Origin of the sequence: Bradyrhizobium sp. SZCCHNRI1009 (genome assembly GCF_032487575.1) — a bacterium.
Classification (GTDB): Bacteria; Pseudomonadota; Alphaproteobacteria; order Rhizobiales; family Xanthobacteraceae; genus Bradyrhizobium.
The window spans coordinates 1-17,986 of sequence record NZ_JAUEUL010000001.1; the positions used below are offsets into that span (position 1 = coordinate 1).

A 17,986-nucleotide genomic window follows, 5' to 3' on the forward strand; every position below is an offset into this window, starting at 1 on the left:
GACCCCAAAAGTGTCAACCATGTCCCCGAACAGGTGTAAGCTATGTCTCCGGGCTAAACACTGCGCTCGCAATGACGGCGGAAAATGACCGCGGCGCAAGCGGTGAAATTGCCAACTTTTTCCATTCAAGCTAGGCTCGGGATCGTCTAGTAATCCAGCCGAATGCGCGTTTCATTTGTTGATTGAATCTCGAGGGGGACTTCGCGATGCGTAAGCTGATGATTGCGTTTTTGGCCCTGATGTTGTGGCCGGCCGGACCGGCTCTGGCCTGGTGGGACGAGGGCCACATGCAGATCGCCTATCTGGCCTACAAGAAGCTATCCCCGGCGACGCGGGACCGGGCCGATGCGCTGCTCAAGCTCAATCCCGACTACCCCAGCTGGGTTGCCGGCGCGCCTGCGGGACAGGAGAAACTATACGCTTTCGTGCATGCGGCGACCTGGCCGGACGACATCAAGATGAAGCCGGACTATTACGACGATCAGGTGACGGATTCGACAGCGAAGCAGCTGGTGCCGTACGGCCACCTCAAGCATCAGTACTGGCACTACAAGGACGCGCTGTTCTCGGCCGACGACACGCCGCTGCCGCGCCCTGATGCTGTGGATGCGGTGTCGCAGCTCAAGCTGATGATCGCCAAGCTGCCGGCGAACACCGACGCCTCGGAGCCGCTGCGTTCGTACAGCCTCAGCTGGAGCATCCACCTCGTCGGCGATCTGCACCAGCCGCTGCACGCCATCGCCCGCTATTCGTCCGCGCTTCCCGACAAAGGCGGCGACCGCGGCGGCAATGAGGAGCAGGTGATCGCCGCCAACGGCGAGACGCAGAATCTGCACGCCTATTGGGACGGCATCTTCGGCGGCTATTCGACCGTGTTCGGCGCGATCTTCGACGCCGACCAGCGCGGAGGCCTGTCGACCGTCATGCCCGACGCTGGCAAGGCGCAGATCATCGACCCCGCGGTGTGGGCGCAAGAGAGCTTCGATCTCGCCAAGACGGTGGCCTATGCCGCTCCCGTTCGCACGGACAAGCAGCCGGTCGAATTGACCCGCGAGTACGAGACCAACGCCCGCGACCTTGCCCGCAAGCAGGCCGCGCTCGCCGCTGCGCGGCTCGCCAACCTTCTCGAGGTGGTGTTGCGGTAGAGCCGCCTGCGCCTCACGGCGCCCGCGTCGGACGAACGACGATCTCGTTGACGTCGACATCGTCGGGTTGCTGGATGGCATAGCGCACGGCGCGGCCGATCGCGTCCGGCTGCAGGGCAATCGCGCGGTAGCTGCGCATCATCTCGGCTGCGGTCTCGTCCGTGATGGTGCTGGCGAGTTCGCTCTCGACCACGCCCGGATGGATGCAGGTGACGCGCAGCTTGTCATTTTCCTGCCGGAGCCCGTCCGAGATCGCCCGCACGGCGTGCTTGGTCGCGCAGTAGACGGCGGCGGTCGGCACCACCTGCAGAGCGCCGATCGAGGCGATGTTGATGATGTGTCCGGAGCCGCGGGCCAGCATGCCGGGCAACACCGCCGCGATGCCGTTCAGCACGCCCTTGATGTTGACGTCGACCATGCGATCCCACTCGCCGACCTTCAGTGAGGCCATCGGCGAGAGCGGCATGATGCCGGCATTGTTGATCATGACGTCCACGTGCCCCCACAATGCGCGCGCAGCCTCGGTAAAGGCCGCGACATCGGCGCGCTTGGTCACATCCAGCGCCCGAACCTCGGCGGTTTGGCCGGCCGCGCGCAGCTCGGCGGCCAGCGCCTCCAGGCGATCCAGGCGGCGCGCGCCCAGCAGCAGCCGCGCGCCCGTGGCGGCCAGCTCGCGTGCGATCCCAGCGCCAATGCCGCTCGAAGCCCCGGTAATCAGGATGACCTTGTCCATGTTCAACTCCCGTCGGTTGGTGACGGACGGAAGCTAGTTTGCCGGCATTGTCACGACAATTTGCCCAATAATTGTCTCGGTGGTAAGCGTGTCTAACCAATGCGGATCGACAAGAACATGATCGAGCTGTTCGTGGCGGTCGCCGATGCCGGCAGCTTCCGCCTTGCCGCGGACCGTCTGGGCGTGACGCGGTCTGCCGTCAGCCAGGCCATGGGCAGGCTGGAAGACCATCTCGGGATTTCCCTGGTCAGCCGGACGACCCGCAGCTTCAGCCTGACCGAGGCGGGACGCCGTTTCTATGCGGACGTCGCGCCGGCGATCGGCGCGCTGAATGCCGCCGCCGAGCAGATCGGCGACAAGGCCGGGCCGCCGTCCGGCCTGCTGAGGCTGGCCGTGTCCTCCATCGCCGAACGCTTCCTCTCCGGGCCCTTGCTGGCCTCGTTCATGCAAACCTATCCCGCGATCGAACTGGACATCACCATCACCGACGACACCTTCGACATCGTCGCCGAGCACTACGACGCGGGGGTGCGCCTCGGAGAAGTCATCGCGCAGGACATGATCGCTGTCCCGGTGTCCGGAGATCAGAGGCAGCTGGCCTTCGCCGCACCGAGCTATCTGGAAGAACACAGCGCGCCGGCGCACCCGCGCGACCTGATTCATCATGCCTGCATCGGCTGGCGGCCCGCGCCGCTGGTCGCGCCCTATCGCTGGGAGTTCACCGAAGCGGGCAGGGACTTCAATGTCGAGGTGAAGCCCAGCCTGACGACCAACGACATGTCGTTGATGATCCGCACCGCATGCGCGGGCGGCGGCATCACCTTCGGCATGGAGGAGACGTTCCAGCCCTACGTCGCGCGTGGCGAACTGGTGCCGCTGCTCGAAAGCTTTTCCGCGCCGTTTGCCGGATTCTACCTGTACTTTCCAAGGCGCCGGAACTTGGCGCCCAAGCTCCGCGCGCTCATCGACCATGCGAGGCGGGGACTATGACAGCAGCGAGGTCTTCATCATCGTGTAGCCCGGAAGAGCGAAAGCGATATCCGGGTTCACCGACAGAGCGCGTGAGACACTCGACTGCCGCTTCCGGCGTGGGCACACGGACTACGACTCCTCCTCCTCAAAGAGGTCAGGTTCGCCAATCCAATTGATGACGATCTGCTTGGCAACCTGCTTGTGTCCCCAAGGAGATGTCAGCCCGACATCATAAATATGCAGGTGATTTCTGTTTTGCGTCTTAAGTCTAGTCAATTGATCTATCAACACATCGACGCCGTCGGTATCGACCATCAGATCGACACCACCAAGTACTTCGTTCCAAACAGCGATAATCATCGGTTATTCCGGAGCGTGAGACGCGGGAACGGATTTCGCCGTGTAGCAAGCGCCATCCAAGAAATCTATTTCATTTTTTCAGAAATCATGCTATACGCTATCATCCCGTCCCGAGCAGAGGGGCGTAGCGCGCGATCGTCACGACACGTGGGGCGGGGAAGCGATGGACGCTGGGCTAGCGTGAGACGAGCGCTTGGCCTGCGGACGTGAAGTCGTGTCGTCCTGGCCTCCCGGTGCCGAGGTCAAGCTGACGCCAGCGCTCGCGCGCTGCGTCAATGACGGGGTCAACAAGCCGGTCCCCGGGGAGATCACGATATAAGCGTTAAAACCGTCGCGCGGGGAATGCCGGATGTTCGGCTGAACCTGTGGTGACTGCCGCCTGCTTTTTTTCTGCAGGCGGGCCATGGGTGAGGCCTTCACCCGGCATTCCCCGCGCCCTCTCGCTCGTTCGATGGGGCACAGCGATCGCACAGCTCGGGCGAGGTCCGCCGCGAGAACGCGACGTCGTGACGCCGATGGATCGGCCGCGCCGAAAAACTCCTAGCTCCGATCCGCCTGGTTTGATGTTGCTCAAATTCCGTGCGAAGCCCACTTGTACGGTTGAACCGGGAGGAACAGCGTGCTGCTTGCGATCTTCACCGATATCCATGCCAATCGGCAGGCCTTTGCGGCCTGCCTGGAGGCGGCGCGTGCCCGTGGCGCGGATCGTCTCATCTGTCTCGGCGACATCGTCGGCTATGGCGCCGATCCGGAATGGTCGGTCGACACCGTCATGGAGATCGTCGCTGAGGGCGGGCTGGCGGTGCGCGGCAACCACGACAATGCCGTCTCGACGGCGAGCGAAAGCATGAATGCCGAGGCGCAGGCGGCGATGGAGTGGACGCGCGGCCGGCTCAGCGCCGAGCAGCGCCACTTTCTCGCCGAGCTGCCGATGAGCATCGGTGACGACGACCGGTTGTTCGTGCATGCGGAGGCGTCCAGCCCGCCGCGCTGGCGCTATGTGCAGTCGTCGGCCGATGCCGCGCGCAGCATGATCGCGACCGAGGCGCAGGTGACGTTCTGCGGCCACATCCACCGTCCGGCGCTATATTCGATGTCCGCCACCGCCAAGATGACGAGCTTCACCCCGACCGCCAACATGCCCATTCAGCTGTTGCGCGGCCGGCAATGGCTGGCCGTGGTCGGCTCGGTCGGCCAGCCGCGCGACGGCGATCCGGCCGCGTCGTTCGTGACCTTCGACACCAAGACCCGCGAGCTGACCTATTGCCGCGTGCCCTATGACGTCGACGCGGCGGCGCAGCGCATTCGCGACAACGGCCTGCCGCCCTGGCTGGCGCAGCGGCTCTCGATGGGGCGGTAGAGCATGCCAAGAGCGAAACTTCAGCCGGGCGTCGTGATCGACGGCTTCACGGTCGGCGAATGTGTGCATTCCGGCGGCATGGCGACGCTGTGGAGCGTCACCCATCCGGACATCGACCGGCCCATCCTGATGAAGGTGCCGCGCGTCTCCGAGGGCGAGGACCCCGCGGCGATCGTCAGCTTCGAGATGGAGCAGATGATCCTGCCGAAACTGTCCGGGCCGCATGTGCCGGCTTGTTTCGGCACCGGCGATTTCGCCACCCAGGCCTATGTCGTGATCGAGCAGATTCCGGGCGAAACGCTGTACAAGCGGCTGCCCGAGCTGCCGCTGGCTTACGAGGAGGCGCGGGTGCTGGTTGCGAAGATCGCGACTGCGCTCGCCGATATTCACCGGCAGCACGTCATCCATCACGACATCAAGCCCTCCAGCATCATGTTCCGGCCGTCAGGGGAGGCGGTGCTGATCGACTACGGCCTGTCCTGCCACAAGCACTTGCCGGATCTCTTGCAGGAGGAGTTCCGCCTGCCTTACGGCACGGCGCCCTACATGGCGCCCGAGCGCATGATGGGCACGCGCAGCGATCCGCGCAGCGACATCTTTTCGCTCGGCGTGCTGCTCTACTTCTTCACCACCGGCGTGCGGCCGTTCGGCGAGACCGAGACGCTGCGGGGCATGCGCCGGCGTCTCTGGCGAGATCCCTATCCGCCGCGGCAATTGAAGCCGGACTATCCACCGTGGCTGCAGGAGATCGTGCTGCGCTGCCTGGAGATCGAGCCGGTCTGGCGCTACCCGACCGCGGCGCAGCTTGCCTTCGATCTCGGCCATCCCGACCAGGTCAAGCTCACGGCGCGCGCGGAGAAGGTCAAGCGCGATCCGATCACGACCGTGTGGCGGCGCCGCTTCAACCGCGGCCTGGTGCAGCCGGAACAGAAAGCATCCGATGTCGCGGTGCAGATCGCCTCCAGTCCGATCGTGGCGGTCGCGATCGACACCGCGGAAGGCGGCGAGGAGCTCAACGGCGCGCTGCGGCTCACCGCGCAGCGCATCCTCGCGACCTTGCCTGCGGCGCGGCTCGCCTGCGTCAACGTGCTGAAGCTCGGGCGCCTCACCATCGACCGCACCCTGGACGAGGAGGGCAACAACAAGCACATCGACCGCATGGTCGCGCTGAAGCACTGGGCGACGCCGCTCAAGCTCGACGCCAGCCGGCTGACGGTGCATGTGCTGGAGGCCGTCGATCCGGCCGCCACCATCATCGAGTTCGCCGAGGCCAACCAGGTCGACCACATCATCATCGGCGCCCGTCGCGATTCGGTGCTGCGTTCGCTGCTCGGCAGCGTCTCGGCGAAGGTCGCCGCGGAGGCGGGCTGCACTGTCACCGTCGTCCGCACACGCCACGCCGCGCGAGAGGCGGATGATGAGGATGACGACGCGCCGGGCAAGGCCGTATCGGGGACGTGAGACGTTAGAGTTGAGATAGAAGTCCGGTTCCGATCGCGCGTCCTACGAGGTCCGGCGTTGCCGGAGCATTCGCGGGCCCGCGCCCCTCACCGGAACGGGCGCAGCTTCATGTGGCGGTTGGCGTCCTTGTAGAGCAGATAGCGGAAGCGGCCGGGGCCGCCGGCGTAGCAGGCCTGAGGGCAGAACGCGCGCAGCCACATGAAGTCGCCGGCCTCGACCTCGACCCAGTCGCGGTTGAGCTTGTAGACGGCCTTGCCCTCGAGCACGTAGAGTCCGTGCTCCATCACATGCGTCTCCAGGAACGGGATCACGGCGCCGGGCTCGAAGGTGACGATGTTGACGTGCATGTCGTGGCGGACGTCGAGCGGATCGACGAAGCGCGTGGTGGCCCAGCGGCCGTCCGTGCCGGGCATCCCGACGGGCGCAGTCGTCGCCTCGTTGGTGACGAAGGCGTCCGGCGCGGGGATGCCGGGGACGGCCTCATAGGCCTTGCGGATCCAGTGGAAGGTCGCGGGCGCCGCGCTGGCGTTCTTCAGCGTCCACTTGCAGGAGGGCGGCAGGAAGGCGTAGCCGCCCTTGCCCAAGCGATGCTCGGTGCCGGCGATGGTCAGCGCGATCTCGCCCCCGACGACGAACAGCACGCCTTCGGCCTCGGGATCAGGCTCCGGCTGGGTGCTGCCGCCGCCGGGCGACACCTCGACGATGTATTGCGAGAACGTCTCCGAGAAGCCGGAGAGGGGACGCGCGATCACCCAGGTCCGGGTCTTGTCCCAGAACGGCAGCGCCGAGGTGACGATGTCGCGCATCACGCCCTTCGGGATCACGGCGTAGGCCTCGGTGAACACGGCGCGTCCGGTGAGAAGATCGGTCTGCGGCGGGTGGCCGCCCTGCGGCACGAAGTAGTTCGGCTTGTCCATCGTCGTCTCTCCTGCGCGCGGATCGGCACGCCCGCGCGCCATGATTCAGGGGATGCTCAGGAACAGCGGCTGGTCGAGCCACAGCTCCTCGAGATTGTCGGGACTCATGCGGTCGACCACCATGAAGCGCGAGGCCTCGTCGAGCACCAGCAGCGGATGATGCCAGACGTTGCGCGCGTAGTTCACGCCCTGGCGTCCGCTGGCGGCGAAGGCGCGGTAGCTCGCGGGATCCCGCGGATCGGCGCAGACCAGCACCAGCCAAGGCCGGTCCTGCAGTGGCATGAACAACTGGGTGCCGAGCGGATGCCGCTCCATCAGCCTGATCTCGATCGGGAGCGGCCGCGGCTTGGCCTCGAACAGGCTGATATTGACGTCGACGCCGCCCGAGGTGACGTCGATGGCGGCGAGGCCGTTGCAGCGGCGGGCAAAGCCCTGGTTGATGTCGATGGGCTGGGCGCCATCGGTCTCGACGACGTCGCCGAAGGCGGCGAACGCGGCTTTCGCCAGCGGCTGCGGCGTGAGCGTGTGCATCCCGCCTCGCGTGCCTCAGATCGCTTCGCCGCGCGCCAACGTGGCGGCGCTGCGGATCGCGGCGATGTTGCTGCGATAGGCCTCCTCCGTGCCGCCCTTGAACACGGCGGAGCCTGCGACAAAGGCGTTGGCGCCGGCGGCGGCGAGCGCGCCGGCATTGTCGCGGCCGACGCCGCCATCGACCTCGATATCGATCGGCCGGCCGGCGGTCATCGCCCGCAGATCCTGGATCTTGCCGATCGCCGAGGGGATGAAGGCCTGGCCGCCGAAGCCGGGATTGACCGACATGATCAGCACGAGGTCGACGAGGTCGAGCACGTATTCGATGACATTGAGCGGCGTCGACGGGTTGAGCGAGACGCCGGCCTTCTTGCCGAGCGCGCGGATCGCCTGCAGCGAGCGATGCAGATGCGGGCCGGCCTCGGCATGGACCGTGATGTGGTCGCAGCCGGCCTTGGCAAAGGCTTCGAGATAGGGATCGCAGGGCGTGATCATCAGATGCGCGTCGAAGATCTTGGTGGTGTGCGGGCGCAGCGCCTTGATGACGTCAGGGCCGTAGGAAATGTTCGGCACGAAATGGCCGTCCATGACGTCGAGATGGATCCAGTCGGCCCCGGCGGCATCGACGGCGCGAACCTCCTCGCCGAGCTTGGAGAAATCCGACGCCAGGATCGAAGGCGCGATGACGAGCGGACGCGGCGTGAAGGGCTGGGTCATGGACGGCTGTTCCAGTGCGATCGGGATTGTCGCCGTATCATGCAGGGGCCAGTCCGGCAACGCGAGCAGGAAAAATCTGCCGGGCGCGGCATGAAGTGCCGGGTTGGGGCATCCGCAACATCGCGAAATGTCCGGACATATCAGCAGTTTGGCGATGGCATGGCGATTGCGAGGAGAGCGGACGTTCGCATGTCGCCGCCGTTCGCTGCGGCCTTCTCGGAGTTTCACCATGTGGTTTGCACTGGGGGCCGCGGCGTCGGTCCTGGATGGACTGCAGTCGCTGGGATCCACCAAGTCCGGTTCCGGCAAATCGGGCAATGCTGGCGGCGGGCTGTTCAGCCTCAGCGGCGGCAACGCGGGCAGTTCCGGCAATTTCGCCCCGTGGTCGAGCTCCGGCAGCAGCAGCTCGGGGCAGATCGCGCCGGAGACGATGAACGCGCTGCTGGCGGCGCAGAGCCAGTCTGGCACGACGTCGAGCGCGAGCTCGAGCGCCAATCCGCTGCAGGACCTGTTCTCGCAGATCGACGGCGACGGCGACGGGCAGATCACGAAGTCGGAATTCGAGACTGCGCTCGGCGCCGGCGGCACCAACCTTGCGAATGCCGACAAGGTGTTCGGCAAGCTCGACAGCAACGGCGACGGCAGTGTCAGCATGGACGAGCTGACATCGGCGCTGAAGGGCGCGGGCAGCGGTCGTGGCCATCATCGTCATCAGGCCGGCTCTGGCGGGTCGGGCAGCAGCGGCAATTCGTCGGGAGCAGGAGCGGATGCGCTGATGCAGGCGCTGTCGGGCGCCTCGAGCTCCTCGTCCACCAACAGCGACGGGTCGACCACCACCACGATCACCTACGCGGATGGCTCGAAGGTGACGCTGACGACGCCGGCGGCCACCACCGCGTCCAGCGCTGCGACCTCGTCCTACAACATGATCGAGAAGCTGATCCAGCGGCAGTCCAACATGCTGTCGGCCTCCACGACTTCAACGACCGCGGTCAGCGCGTAGGCTCAGCTGCCGAAGCGGCCTTGCCAGGACGGCAGCGCGCCGGCGAAGGGCAGCGGCCTCGCGTGATAGACGCCGCGGGCGATCGCGCGCGCCAGGACGTTGGCCGCGACCATGCCGAGCTCGCTCAGCTCGACCAGCGGCTCGATCGGCCTGGCGCAGGTCGCCGCCGCGAACACGATGTCGCCGTCGAGCGGCAGATGCACCGGATAGATCGCACGCGCCATGCCGGTCTGCGCCATCATCGCGAGCCGCTTGGCCTGCGCCTTGGTCAGGACGGCGTCGGTCACGACGAGGCTGATCGTGGTGTTCTCGGAGGCCGACGCCGCCGGGCCGCCCTTGATGCGCATCGCCAGCATGTCCGGCGTGAAGGCGGCCGGCAGGCCGCGGCCGCCGAACTCGCCGTCGACCTCGTACGGCGCTGCCCAGAACCACGGACCGTCGCCGACCGTGACGCTGCCGACCGCATTCACGACCGCGACGGCCGCGACCTTGATGCCGCCTGTCGTCGTCGCTGACGCCGAGCCAAGTCCGCCCTGCAGGTTGGCGGTGGTGGCGCCGAGCCCGGCACCGACGCTGCCGAGCGCGAAGGTCGTGTTGGCCGCCGCTGCGGCTGCGTAGCCGAGCTCGCGATAGGGCGCGTAGCGACCCCAGGCCTTGTTGCCGCCGTTCAAGAGGTCGAACATGATCGCACCGGGGACGATCGGGATCAGCGCGTCGCGCACGGCAAAGCCGCGCCCCTGTTCGGCCAGCCAGGCCTGGATGCCGCTCGCGGCCTCCAGCCCGAACGCCGAGCCGCCCGACAGGGCAATGGCGTCGACCCGTTCCACGGTATTCGCAGGATCGAGCAGAGCGTCCTCGCGCACCCCAGGCCCGCCGCCGCGGATGTCGATCGCGGCGACCGCCGGCTGATCGAACAGGATCGCGGTGACGCCGGATGCGAGCGCCGCGTCATCGGCGTGTCCCACGCGCACGCCAGGGATGTCGGTGAGGAGGTTCTGCACGGTCGCCCTCGCTGCAGGTGATGATGCCGGATGGATAGCGCGGCCGACGCGGCGGCTCAATGCAACAGCGCGCTGCTTCATCGCTCCAGCGCGATGCGGATCATGCGTGCGAGCTCGGGCTTGCGGTAGGGCTTGGGCAGCAGCAGCACGCCGGCGTCGAGGCGGCCGTGATGCACGATCGCATTCTCGGTATAGCCCGAGGTGAACAGCGTCCGCAGCGACGGCCGCCGCGCGCGGGCGGCATCGGCGAGCTGTCGGCCGTTCATGGCGCCGGGCATGATGACGTCGGTGAACAGCAGGTCGATCTCCGGATGGCGCTCCAGCACGTCGAGCGCCTCGGCGGCATTGGCTGCGGCCAGGGTGGTGTAGCCGAGGCTGCCGACCTGGGCGATCACGTGCTGGCGTACCAGCGGATCGTCCTCCACGATCAGGATCGTCTCGTTGCCGCCGCGCGCGTCCGGCGCCTGCAGGCCCGCGCTGGCGGCTGGAGCGGACGCCGAGTGCGGCAGATACAGCTTGATCGAGGTGCCGTGGCCGACCTCGCTATAGATCTTGATATGGCCGCCCGACTGCTTGACGAAGCCGAACACCATGCTGAGGCCGAGGCCCGTGCCCTTGCCGGTGCCCTTGGTCGAGAAGAACGGATCGAACACCTTCTCGAGATAGGCGGGCGGGATGCCGCAGCCGGTATCGCTGACGGCGATCATCACGTAATCGCCGACGGCAACCTCGCTATGGGCGTCGGCATAGTCCTGGTCGAGCGCGACGTTGGCCGTTTCCAGCGTCAGCTTGCCGCCCTGCGGCATCGCATCGCGTGCATTGAGCGCGAGGTTGACGATCGCGGTGGCGAGCTGGTTCGGATCGGCCAGTGCGGTACATGGATCGGAGCTGAGCGTGCGCTCGATCTCGATCTGCGCGCCGAGCGTCGGCTGCAGCAAGGCTGCGGTCTCGTTCAACAGCGCGTTGACGTCGAGATCCGTCGGCTGCAGCGGCTGCTTGCGGGCGAAGGCCAGCAACTGCCGCGTGAGCTGCGCGCCGCGGTCGGCGGAGTCGTCGATCAGCTTGGCGACGGAGGCGAGCTCCGGCCGGTCGGACACGGCGTCGGCAAGAATGCCGATGCTGCCGGTGATGACGGTGAGGATGTTGTTGAAGTCGTGGGCGACGCCGCCGGTGAGCTGCCCGACCGCCTCCATCTTCTGCGCCTGGCGGAATTGCGCCTCAGCGGCGCGCTTCTCGGTGAGGTCGCGGCCGACGAAGAAGTGGCGCTGCACCGGGTCCGACCAGCTAGCCATCCAGTTCAGGACGACGCCGCGGCCTTCCTTGTGCAGGAGCTGCGCCTCGAAATTGTGGACGTCGCGGCCGCGGCGGCAGGCGCGCATCTGGCTACGGACCGCCTCGAGCTCGGGCGGATAGACGAAGTCGCTGGCATTGCGGCCGACCATCTCCTCCGGCCGGTAGCCGAGCACGTCCATCGCGCTCGGGCTGACCTGCATCAATTGCCCGTAGGAGTTGGCCACCAGGATCAGGTCCTGCGAGGTCTCGAAGATGCGGCGGCGCTCCTCGGTCTCACGGGTCAGGGCGGTTCGGGTGCGCTTGCTCTCGGTGATGTCGCGCGCGACCTTGGAGGCGCCGACGACCGCGCCACGCGCGTCGAGAATCGGGGACACGCCGAGCGACACTTCGATCTCGTGGCCGTCCTTGTGGCGGCGGATCGTCTCGTGATGCTCGATGTTCTCGCCGTCCCCGATCCGGCTCAGGATGCGATCGACCTCACTGCGTCGTTCCGCGGGCACGATCAGGCCGATGTCGTGGCCAAGCGCCTCGTCTGCGCGATATCCGAACAGGTGTTCGGCAGCGCGGTTCCATGATGTGATCTTGCCCTGCAGCGTCAGCGTGATGATGGCGTCGCTGGAGGATTCCACCACGGCGCTGAACAGCCGCTCGCGCGCGATGAAGCGTGCCCGCTCGCTCTCGCTCTCGCGGCGCTGCCGTTGCAACAGCCGCGTGAGTCTTGCCTGCAGACTGACATTGTCCGCGAGCAGGACGCCAAGCACGAAGCTCGCTGCCAGCAGGCCGTAGATGCGCCCTGCGTAGTAGCCGAGGTCGAATCGGGCGGCGTTGAGCAGCGAGGAGAGCGAGAGATCGAACAGCCAGGCGCACAGCACCACCATGACCCAGAGGTCGAGAATGCTGTGCGGCCGGCGCAGCGCCAGCACGAGCAGGGCAGCCGACGTCACGCACCAGATGGCGCCGACCACGATCTTCAATGCCGGCGTGGCAGCGTCGGCGCGGACGAGCGCGGGCAGCGCTGCATCATGGGCGATCACCGCCCAGGTCAGTGCCGCAAGCGCGATCGCCACGCCGAGAGTGGCGACCGACAGCGACAGCGCGACGGATTTGACGGGTGTCGGATGGACACGGTCGTGCAGCGCATAGGCGAGAACGAACAGCGGGAACGCGCCGTGCCAGATCATGTAGATCCACACCGCGGTCTGCGGCCCTGCGTCGAGCAGGCCGCTGTGAGAATACAGCCCCGGAAACACCAGCGTATGCAGCAGCGACGCCGGCGCGGTGAACAGGTAACCGGAGGCCAGCCACAGCAGTGGTCGGGAGCGCAGCAGCACGAACTGGGAGAACAGCAGGAACGCAGTGATGAGATCGTTTAGCGCCAACGCCGATTGGTAGCTCGCGACGAACGCAGGCACTGCCGGCAACTGCACCTTTGCAAAGGGAGCGGCAGCGGCAAACAGCAGGGTCGAGATCGCAATCGCAGCCAATGCTGCGATCTGGTCTCGGCGCGTCGCGGTGGACGTCGACAGAAGGACTTCGCGATGATCCTCGATGCTCTGCATCTCCAGGAATCCTGCGCAACAGAGCCAACGTGCAAAACGCGGCGGCCACCACTTGTGCGCGATAAAAATCAATGTTCTAATGAAGGTTGTATGGTACCAGATCGAGACGTTCTGTAGAATGAGTCGATAGTAGAAGTAACTGCACCTTTACCGCTAATGAGATAAATATACCGGTAGTTGTGCTCGATTTCCTTCGATGTTGTAGGCTGTCCAACGGAAAAATTCTGGAGAAGTTGATGCCACGGATTCTGGTGGTCGACGATCAGAAGGATGTGCGCGCCATGATCTCCATGGTGCTGCGCGTCAATCAGTTCGACGTGGTCGAAGCGGGAACCGCCGCGTCCGGACTGCAGCTGTTCCGCGACCAGGCATTCGATGCGGCCATCGTCGACATCTATCTCGATGATTCCAATGGGCTCGATCTCATCGGTAGCATGCGTGCGCTGGTTCCCGACGTGCCGGTGGTCGCCGTCTCCGGCATGAACGCCTTCGATGGCGCGTCGATGTCGGACGAGCTGACCCGTGTCGTGTACTTGCAGAAACCGTTCCGCCCGGCGGAGCTGATGCGCGCCGTCGAAACGGCCCGGTCGGCAGTCGCGGCGAAGGGGGCCGCATCGCTTTCGGCCTGTGCCGGCTGAGCGGGCCTGCTACTTTCTCTCCGTATGACGGAGTTTCGCAATTTCCTTCAGGCGCTTCGACAAAACGCCCCGGTCGATGACCGGGGCGTTTGCATCCAGCTGATGGTCGAAGCGGGAGTTCCTATCAGGATCCCTTGCCGCCGAGCTCGGCGTAGCCGCCCTTGGCGTCCCATTTGTAGACGACGTAGTCGATCTGCTTGATGTCGCCCTTGGCGTCGAAGCCGAGCTTGCCAAGCACCGTGTCCCACTCGCCGGCCTTGATGGTGTCCATCACCTTCTTGGCGTCGGTGGTATTGGCCTTCTTCACCGCCTGCGACCAGACCTGGATCGCGGCGTAGGTGTAGAGCGTGTAGCCCTCGGGATCGATGTTCTTGGCCTTGAACTTGTCGACGATCGCCTTCGCGCTCGGCTTGTTGCGCGGCTCGGGGCCGAAGGTGAACAGCGTGCCTTCCGCGGCAGGACCGGTGATCGAGGCGAACTCCTTGTCGTTCATCGCGTCGCCCGCCATCAGGATGGTCTTGAGACCCTGGTCGCGCATCTGGCGCAGGATGAGGCCGGCTTCCTGATGATAGCCGCCGACATACACGAGATCGATGTTGTCACGCTTCAAGCGGGAGACGATCGCGTTGAAGTCCTTGTCGCCCTTGTTGTAGGACTCGAACATCTTCTCGGTGACGCCGGCCTTGTTCAGCGCCTTCTTGGTCTCGTCAGCGAGACCCTTGCCGTAGGTGGTCTTGTCATTGAGGATCGCGATGTTCTTGCCCTTGAAGTTCTTCGCGATGTAGTTGGCGGCGACGAGACCCTGCTGATCGTCGCGGCCGCAGACGCGCGCCACGTTCCACAGCTTGCGCTCGGTGAACAGCGGGTTGGTCGAGGCGGGCGTGATCTGCAGGACGTTGCTGTCGGCATAGGCCTCGGAGGCCGGGATCGACGACGACGAGCAGAAATGGCCGGCGACGAACGGAATGCCGGAGCCGGCGAGCTTTTCGGCAACCGAGCGTGCCTGCTTCGGATCGCAGGCATCGTCACCCACCTGCAGTGCGAGCTTCTTGCCGAGCACGCCGCCGGCGGCGTTGAGGTCGGCCACCGCCATCTCGGCGCCGTTCTGCATCTGGCGGCCGAAGGCCGATTCACTGCCGGTCATGGGGCCGGCCACGGCGATGTTGATGTCTTCGGCGAAAGCTGCGGTCGAGAGCGCCAGCGATGCGCCCAGGGCCAAGCCGATGAGTTTGAGTGGTTTCATGAGAAATCCTCGCGGGGGGTAGGTCGACACGGAACGGCCCGAACGGCGGGCCGCAGACCGCGCGCATTGTGGCTGATTTTCCGGCGAAGTCACCGGCAATTTTTGACCACACCTACGAAGGACTAAGGCCATTCTGGCCGGGTTTTGAGGGCCCGCCTCAGTGGCGGCCGCCCTCAAGATAGGCGGCGCGGATCTCCGGCCGCTGCAGCAGCTCGGTGCCGGTGCCCGACAGCGTAATCATGCCGTTGACCAGTACGTAGCCGCGATGGGCGAGCTTCAGCGCATGATTGGCGTTCTGCTCGACGATCAGCACGGTGAGGCCGTCCTGGCGGTTGAGTGTCCGAATGGCGTCGAAAATCTGGCGGGCGATCAGCGGCGCCAAGCCGAGCGAGGGCTCATCCAGAAGCAGCAGGCGGGGCCGGCTCATCAGCGCGCGCCCGATCGCAAGCATCTGCTGCTCGCCGCCGGACAGCGTGCCGCCGCGCTGGTCCATGCGCTCCTTCAGCCGGGGAAACAGCGCGAAGACGCGCTCCAGCGTGGCGGCCCGCTCGGCGTCGGTCGTCTCGCCGGCATCGGCGCCCATCTGCAGGTTTTCCGCCACGCTCATGCGCGGAAAGATGCGGCGTCCCTCGGGCGACTGTGCGATGCGCAGCCGCGCGATCTGATGCGTCGGCACCTGCGTGATGTCGTTGCCGTCATAGACGATGTGCCCGGAGCTCGCGCGCGGGCGGCCGAAGATCGACATCATCAGCGTCGACTTGCCGGCGCCGTTGGCGCCGATCAGCGCGACGATCTCGCCGGGCTTGATGTCGAGATCGACGCCTTTCAGCGCTTCGATCTTGCCGTAGGACGCGCGAAGATTGCGGATCGCGAGCAGGGACGCACTCACGCCTCGGCCTCCATCACGGCTGCGGCCTCTTCCTCATCGGTGCCGAGATAGGCGGCGATGACCTTCGGGTCGTCGCGGATCTCGCGCGGCGTGCCCTCGGCGATCTTGACGCCGTAGTCCATCACGACGACGCGGTCGGAGATTTCCATGACGACGCTCATGTCGTGCTCGATCAGCAGGATCGACGTGGCGTGATCGGCCCGGATCGACAGCAGCAACTCGCTCAGCGCCGCACTCTCCCGCGCGTTGAGGCCGGCGGCCGGTTCGTCGAGGCAGAGCAGGGCCGGCGAGGTGCACATCGCACGCGCGATCTCCAGCCGGCGCTGGTCGCCATAGGCCAGATTGCCGGCCGCGTCGTCGGCGCGGTCGATCAGACCGACGCGCTTCAGCCAGAACACCGCATTGTCGATCGCGCTCTGCTCGGCCGCGCGCCACGAGGGCACGCCGAGCAGGCCGAGCAGCGTCATGCCGGACGCGCGCATCAGCGCGTTGTGCTGCGCGACCATCAGGTTCTCGAGCGCCGTCATGCCCGGAAACAGCCGGATGTTTTGGAACGTCCGCGCCACCTTGGCCTGTTTGGAGATGTTGAAGTCCTTCAGCTTCTGCATCTCGAACTGCGCGCCGTCATCATGGGTCAGGCGGATGACGCCGGAGGTCGGCTTGTAGAAGCCGGTGATGCAGTTGAACACGGTGGTCTTGCCGGCGCCGTTGGGGCCGATCAGGGCCGTGATCTGCGTGCGTTGTGCGGTGAACGACAGCGCATTGACGGCGACGATGCCGCCGAAGCGCATGGTGAGGTTTTCGAGTGCGAGAATGGGAGCGGAGCTCATCCGTGGCCTTCCTTGACGAGGTCCGAAGAGATGCTCTTGGATTTTTCCAGGAATACGGTCGGCGCGCGATGGCCGACAATGCCGCGGGGACGCCAGATCATCACCAGCACCATGGCGAGACCGAACACCAGCATGCGGTAGTCCTCGAGGCTTCTGAACAGCTCGAAGCCGCCGATCATGGCGAGCGCCGCCAGCGCCACGCCGAGCTGCGATCCCATGCCGCCGAGCACGACGATGGCGAGCACCAGCGCCGATTCCTGGAAGGTGAAGGATTCCGGGCTGATGAAGCCCTGGCGCGTCGCGAAGAAGGCGCCGGCGAAACCGCCGAACATCGCGCCGGTCGCAAATGCGGTCAGCTTGGTGGTGGTGATGTTGATGCCGAGCGCGCGGCAGGCGACCTCGTCCTCGCGCAGCGCTTCCCAGGCGCGGCCGATCGGCAGCCGGCGCAGCCGGATGGTGACCCAGTTGGTCAAGAGCGCCAGCGCCAGGATCAGATAGAACAGGAAGACGATGCGATGCGTCGGCGAGAACGGGATGCCGAGCATCGACGCAAGGCCGCCTTCGCCCGGTGTGAGCGGAATGCCGAACAACGTCGGTCGCGGAATCCCGGAGACGCCGTTGGGACCGCCGGTCACGTCCTGCCAGTTGATGAGGACAAGGCGGATGATCTCGCCAAAGGCCAGGGTGACGATGGCGAGGTAGTCACCGCGCAGCCGCAGCACCGGAAAGCCGAGCAGCACGCCCCAGAATGCGGCGAGGATGCCGGCGAGCGGCAGGCAGATCCAGAACGACAGGCCGAAGGTGGTCGAGAGCAGGCCGTAGGAATAGGCGCCGACGGCGTAGAACGCGACGTAGCCGAGGTCGAGCAGGCCGGCGAGACCGACCACGACGTTGAGGCCCCAACCCAGCATGACGTAGGTGAGGACCAAAATGCCGAGGTCGAGGATGTAACGCTGATTGTAGAAGATCACCGGCACCAGGAGGGTGAAGATCAGCAGCGCCGGCGCGAGATAGCGGCCGGCGACCGACATGCCGCTCTGCACGGACGGCGGAACGAAGCTGCCGAGGCCGCCGCGCGGTCCGAGCCATAGCCGCAGCAGCTCGACCACGATCGAGCCGACGAACACCGCCGCAACCAGGCTGGCGAGGTCGCCGAAGCGGGTCCAGTATACGAGCTGGCCGCTCTGGCCCGCTTCGGTGCGGACGCCGACCATCAGGGAGAACAGGCCGAGAGCGACCAGTGCGCTGAGAAAGGCCTTCCTGAGGATGAAGGCGGCTCCAACCGGTTCGGAGCCTTTCGACGAGGCGGGAAGGGACGCGCTCACGCGGACTCC

Annotated in this window: 17 protein-coding genes; 6 read left to right on the top strand and 11 right to left on the bottom strand. The window is 65.9% G+C overall.

Features of this window, described 5'->3' with window-relative positions:
- The first annotated feature begins 206 nt into the window (after nt 1-206).
- The gene (locus QX010_RS00005; protein WP_316176873.1) at nt 207-1,145 is read left to right on the top strand and encodes a S1/P1 nuclease; all 939 of its coding nucleotides are present in this window, start codon (nt 207-209) and stop codon (nt 1,143-1,145) included.
- A gap of 13 nt (nt 1,146-1,158) precedes the next feature.
- On the opposite strand, the gene QX010_RS00010 is transcribed toward QX010_RS00005, so the two are convergent.
- Complete coding sequence (locus QX010_RS00010; RefSeq protein ID WP_410051403.1) at nt 1,159-1,878, bottom strand: SDR family oxidoreductase; 720 nt, start codon at nt 1,876-1,878, stop codon at nt 1,159-1,161.
- 99 nt (nt 1,879-1,977) lie between these two features.
- Between QX010_RS00010 and QX010_RS00015 the strand changes: the two genes are divergently transcribed.
- Complete coding sequence (locus QX010_RS00015; protein WP_316176878.1) at nt 1,978-2,868, top strand: LysR family transcriptional regulator; 891 nt, start codon at nt 1,978-1,980, stop codon at nt 2,866-2,868.
- A gap of 111 nt (nt 2,869-2,979) precedes the next feature.
- Here the strand turns inward: QX010_RS00015 and QX010_RS00020 are convergent, their stop codons facing one another.
- Nucleotides 2,980-3,210 carry a hypothetical protein gene (locus QX010_RS00020; protein ID WP_315801156.1) on the bottom strand — a complete coding sequence of 77 codons (231 nt, stop codon included), beginning with the start codon at nt 3,208-3,210 and terminating at the stop codon, nt 2,980-2,982.
- Between the two features lie 619 nt (nt 3,211-3,829).
- Between QX010_RS00020 and QX010_RS00025 the strand changes: the two genes are divergently transcribed.
- A complete protein-coding gene (locus QX010_RS00025) occupies nt 3,830-4,570 on the top strand; it encodes a metallophosphoesterase family protein (RefSeq protein WP_316176881.1) in 741 nt (246 codons plus the stop codon).
- Between the two features lie 3 nt (nt 4,571-4,573).
- Nucleotides 4,574-6,031: a bifunctional serine/threonine-protein kinase/universal stress protein gene (locus QX010_RS00030; protein WP_316176882.1), complete on the top strand. Its 1,458-nt coding sequence runs from the start codon at nt 4,574-4,576 to the stop codon at nt 6,029-6,031.
- Between the two features lie 86 nt (nt 6,032-6,117).
- On the opposite strand, the gene QX010_RS00035 is transcribed toward QX010_RS00030, so the two are convergent.
- The 3 genes from QX010_RS00035 to rpe are packed head-to-tail and all read right to left on the bottom strand — an operon-like array spanning nt 6,118 to nt 8,196.
- Nucleotides 6,118-6,948, bottom strand: a complete 831-nt coding sequence (locus QX010_RS00035) for a bifunctional allantoicase/(S)-ureidoglycine aminohydrolase (RefSeq protein ID WP_316176884.1) — start codon at nt 6,946-6,948, stop codon at nt 6,118-6,120.
- 45 nt (nt 6,949-6,993) lie between these two features.
- Nucleotides 6,994-7,479, bottom strand: coding sequence for an ureidoglycolate lyase (locus QX010_RS00040; protein WP_316176886.1), 486 nt, complete (start codon nt 7,477-7,479; stop codon nt 6,994-6,996).
- Between the two features lie 15 nt (nt 7,480-7,494).
- Nucleotides 7,495-8,196 carry a ribulose-phosphate 3-epimerase gene (rpe, locus tag QX010_RS00045; RefSeq protein ID WP_315801151.1) on the bottom strand — a complete coding sequence of 234 codons (702 nt, stop codon included), beginning with the start codon at nt 8,194-8,196 and terminating at the stop codon, nt 7,495-7,497.
- 229 nt (nt 8,197-8,425) lie between these two features.
- On the opposite strand from rpe, the gene QX010_RS00050 reads away from it, so the two are divergent.
- Nucleotides 8,426-9,199 (top strand): EF-hand domain-containing protein, encoded by a 774-nt coding sequence (locus QX010_RS00050; RefSeq protein ID WP_316176888.1) that lies wholly within the window; start codon nt 8,426-8,428, stop codon nt 9,197-9,199.
- Nucleotides 9,200-9,201: 2 nt separating this feature from the next.
- On the opposite strand, the gene QX010_RS00055 is transcribed toward QX010_RS00050, so the two are convergent.
- Together QX010_RS00055 and QX010_RS00060 are read right to left on the bottom strand one after the other, a co-directional pair.
- Complete coding sequence (locus QX010_RS00055) at nt 9,202-10,200, bottom strand: P1 family peptidase (protein WP_316176890.1); 999 nt, start codon at nt 10,198-10,200, stop codon at nt 9,202-9,204.
- Nucleotides 10,201-10,277: 77 nt separating this feature from the next.
- Complete coding sequence (locus tag QX010_RS00060) at nt 10,278-13,052, bottom strand: PAS domain S-box protein (protein WP_316176891.1); 2,775 nt, start codon at nt 13,050-13,052, stop codon at nt 10,278-10,280.
- A gap of 236 nt (nt 13,053-13,288) precedes the next feature.
- Between QX010_RS00060 and QX010_RS00065 the strand changes: the two genes are divergently transcribed.
- Entirely contained in the window at nt 13,289-13,690 is a 402-nt protein-coding gene (locus tag QX010_RS00065) for a response regulator (protein ID WP_315801147.1), read from the top strand.
- 124 nt (nt 13,691-13,814) lie between these two features.
- Here the strand turns inward: QX010_RS00065 and QX010_RS00070 are convergent, their stop codons facing one another.
- From QX010_RS00070 to livM, 4 genes are all read right to left on the bottom strand, one after another.
- The gene (locus QX010_RS00070; RefSeq protein WP_315714776.1) at nt 13,815-14,933 is read right to left on the bottom strand and encodes a branched-chain amino acid ABC transporter substrate-binding protein; all 1,119 of its coding nucleotides are present in this window, start codon (nt 14,931-14,933) and stop codon (nt 13,815-13,817) included.
- Between the two features lie 157 nt (nt 14,934-15,090).
- Complete coding sequence (locus QX010_RS00075; RefSeq protein WP_315801146.1) at nt 15,091-15,822, bottom strand: ABC transporter ATP-binding protein; 732 nt, start codon at nt 15,820-15,822, stop codon at nt 15,091-15,093.
- Nucleotides 15,819-16,652 carry an ABC transporter ATP-binding protein gene (locus QX010_RS00080; protein WP_315801145.1) on the bottom strand — a complete coding sequence of 278 codons (834 nt, stop codon included), beginning with the start codon at nt 16,650-16,652 and terminating at the stop codon, nt 15,819-15,821. The genes QX010_RS00075 and QX010_RS00080 overlap by 4 nt, the downstream gene beginning before the upstream one ends.
- Nucleotides 16,649-17,977 carry a high-affinity branched-chain amino acid ABC transporter permease LivM gene (gene livM, locus QX010_RS00085; protein WP_315801144.1) on the bottom strand — a complete coding sequence of 443 codons (1,329 nt, stop codon included), beginning with the start codon at nt 17,975-17,977 and terminating at the stop codon, nt 16,649-16,651. Before livM ends, QX010_RS00080 begins: the two co-directional genes overlap by 4 nt.
- Between the last annotated feature and the right edge of the window lie 9 nt (nt 17,978-17,986).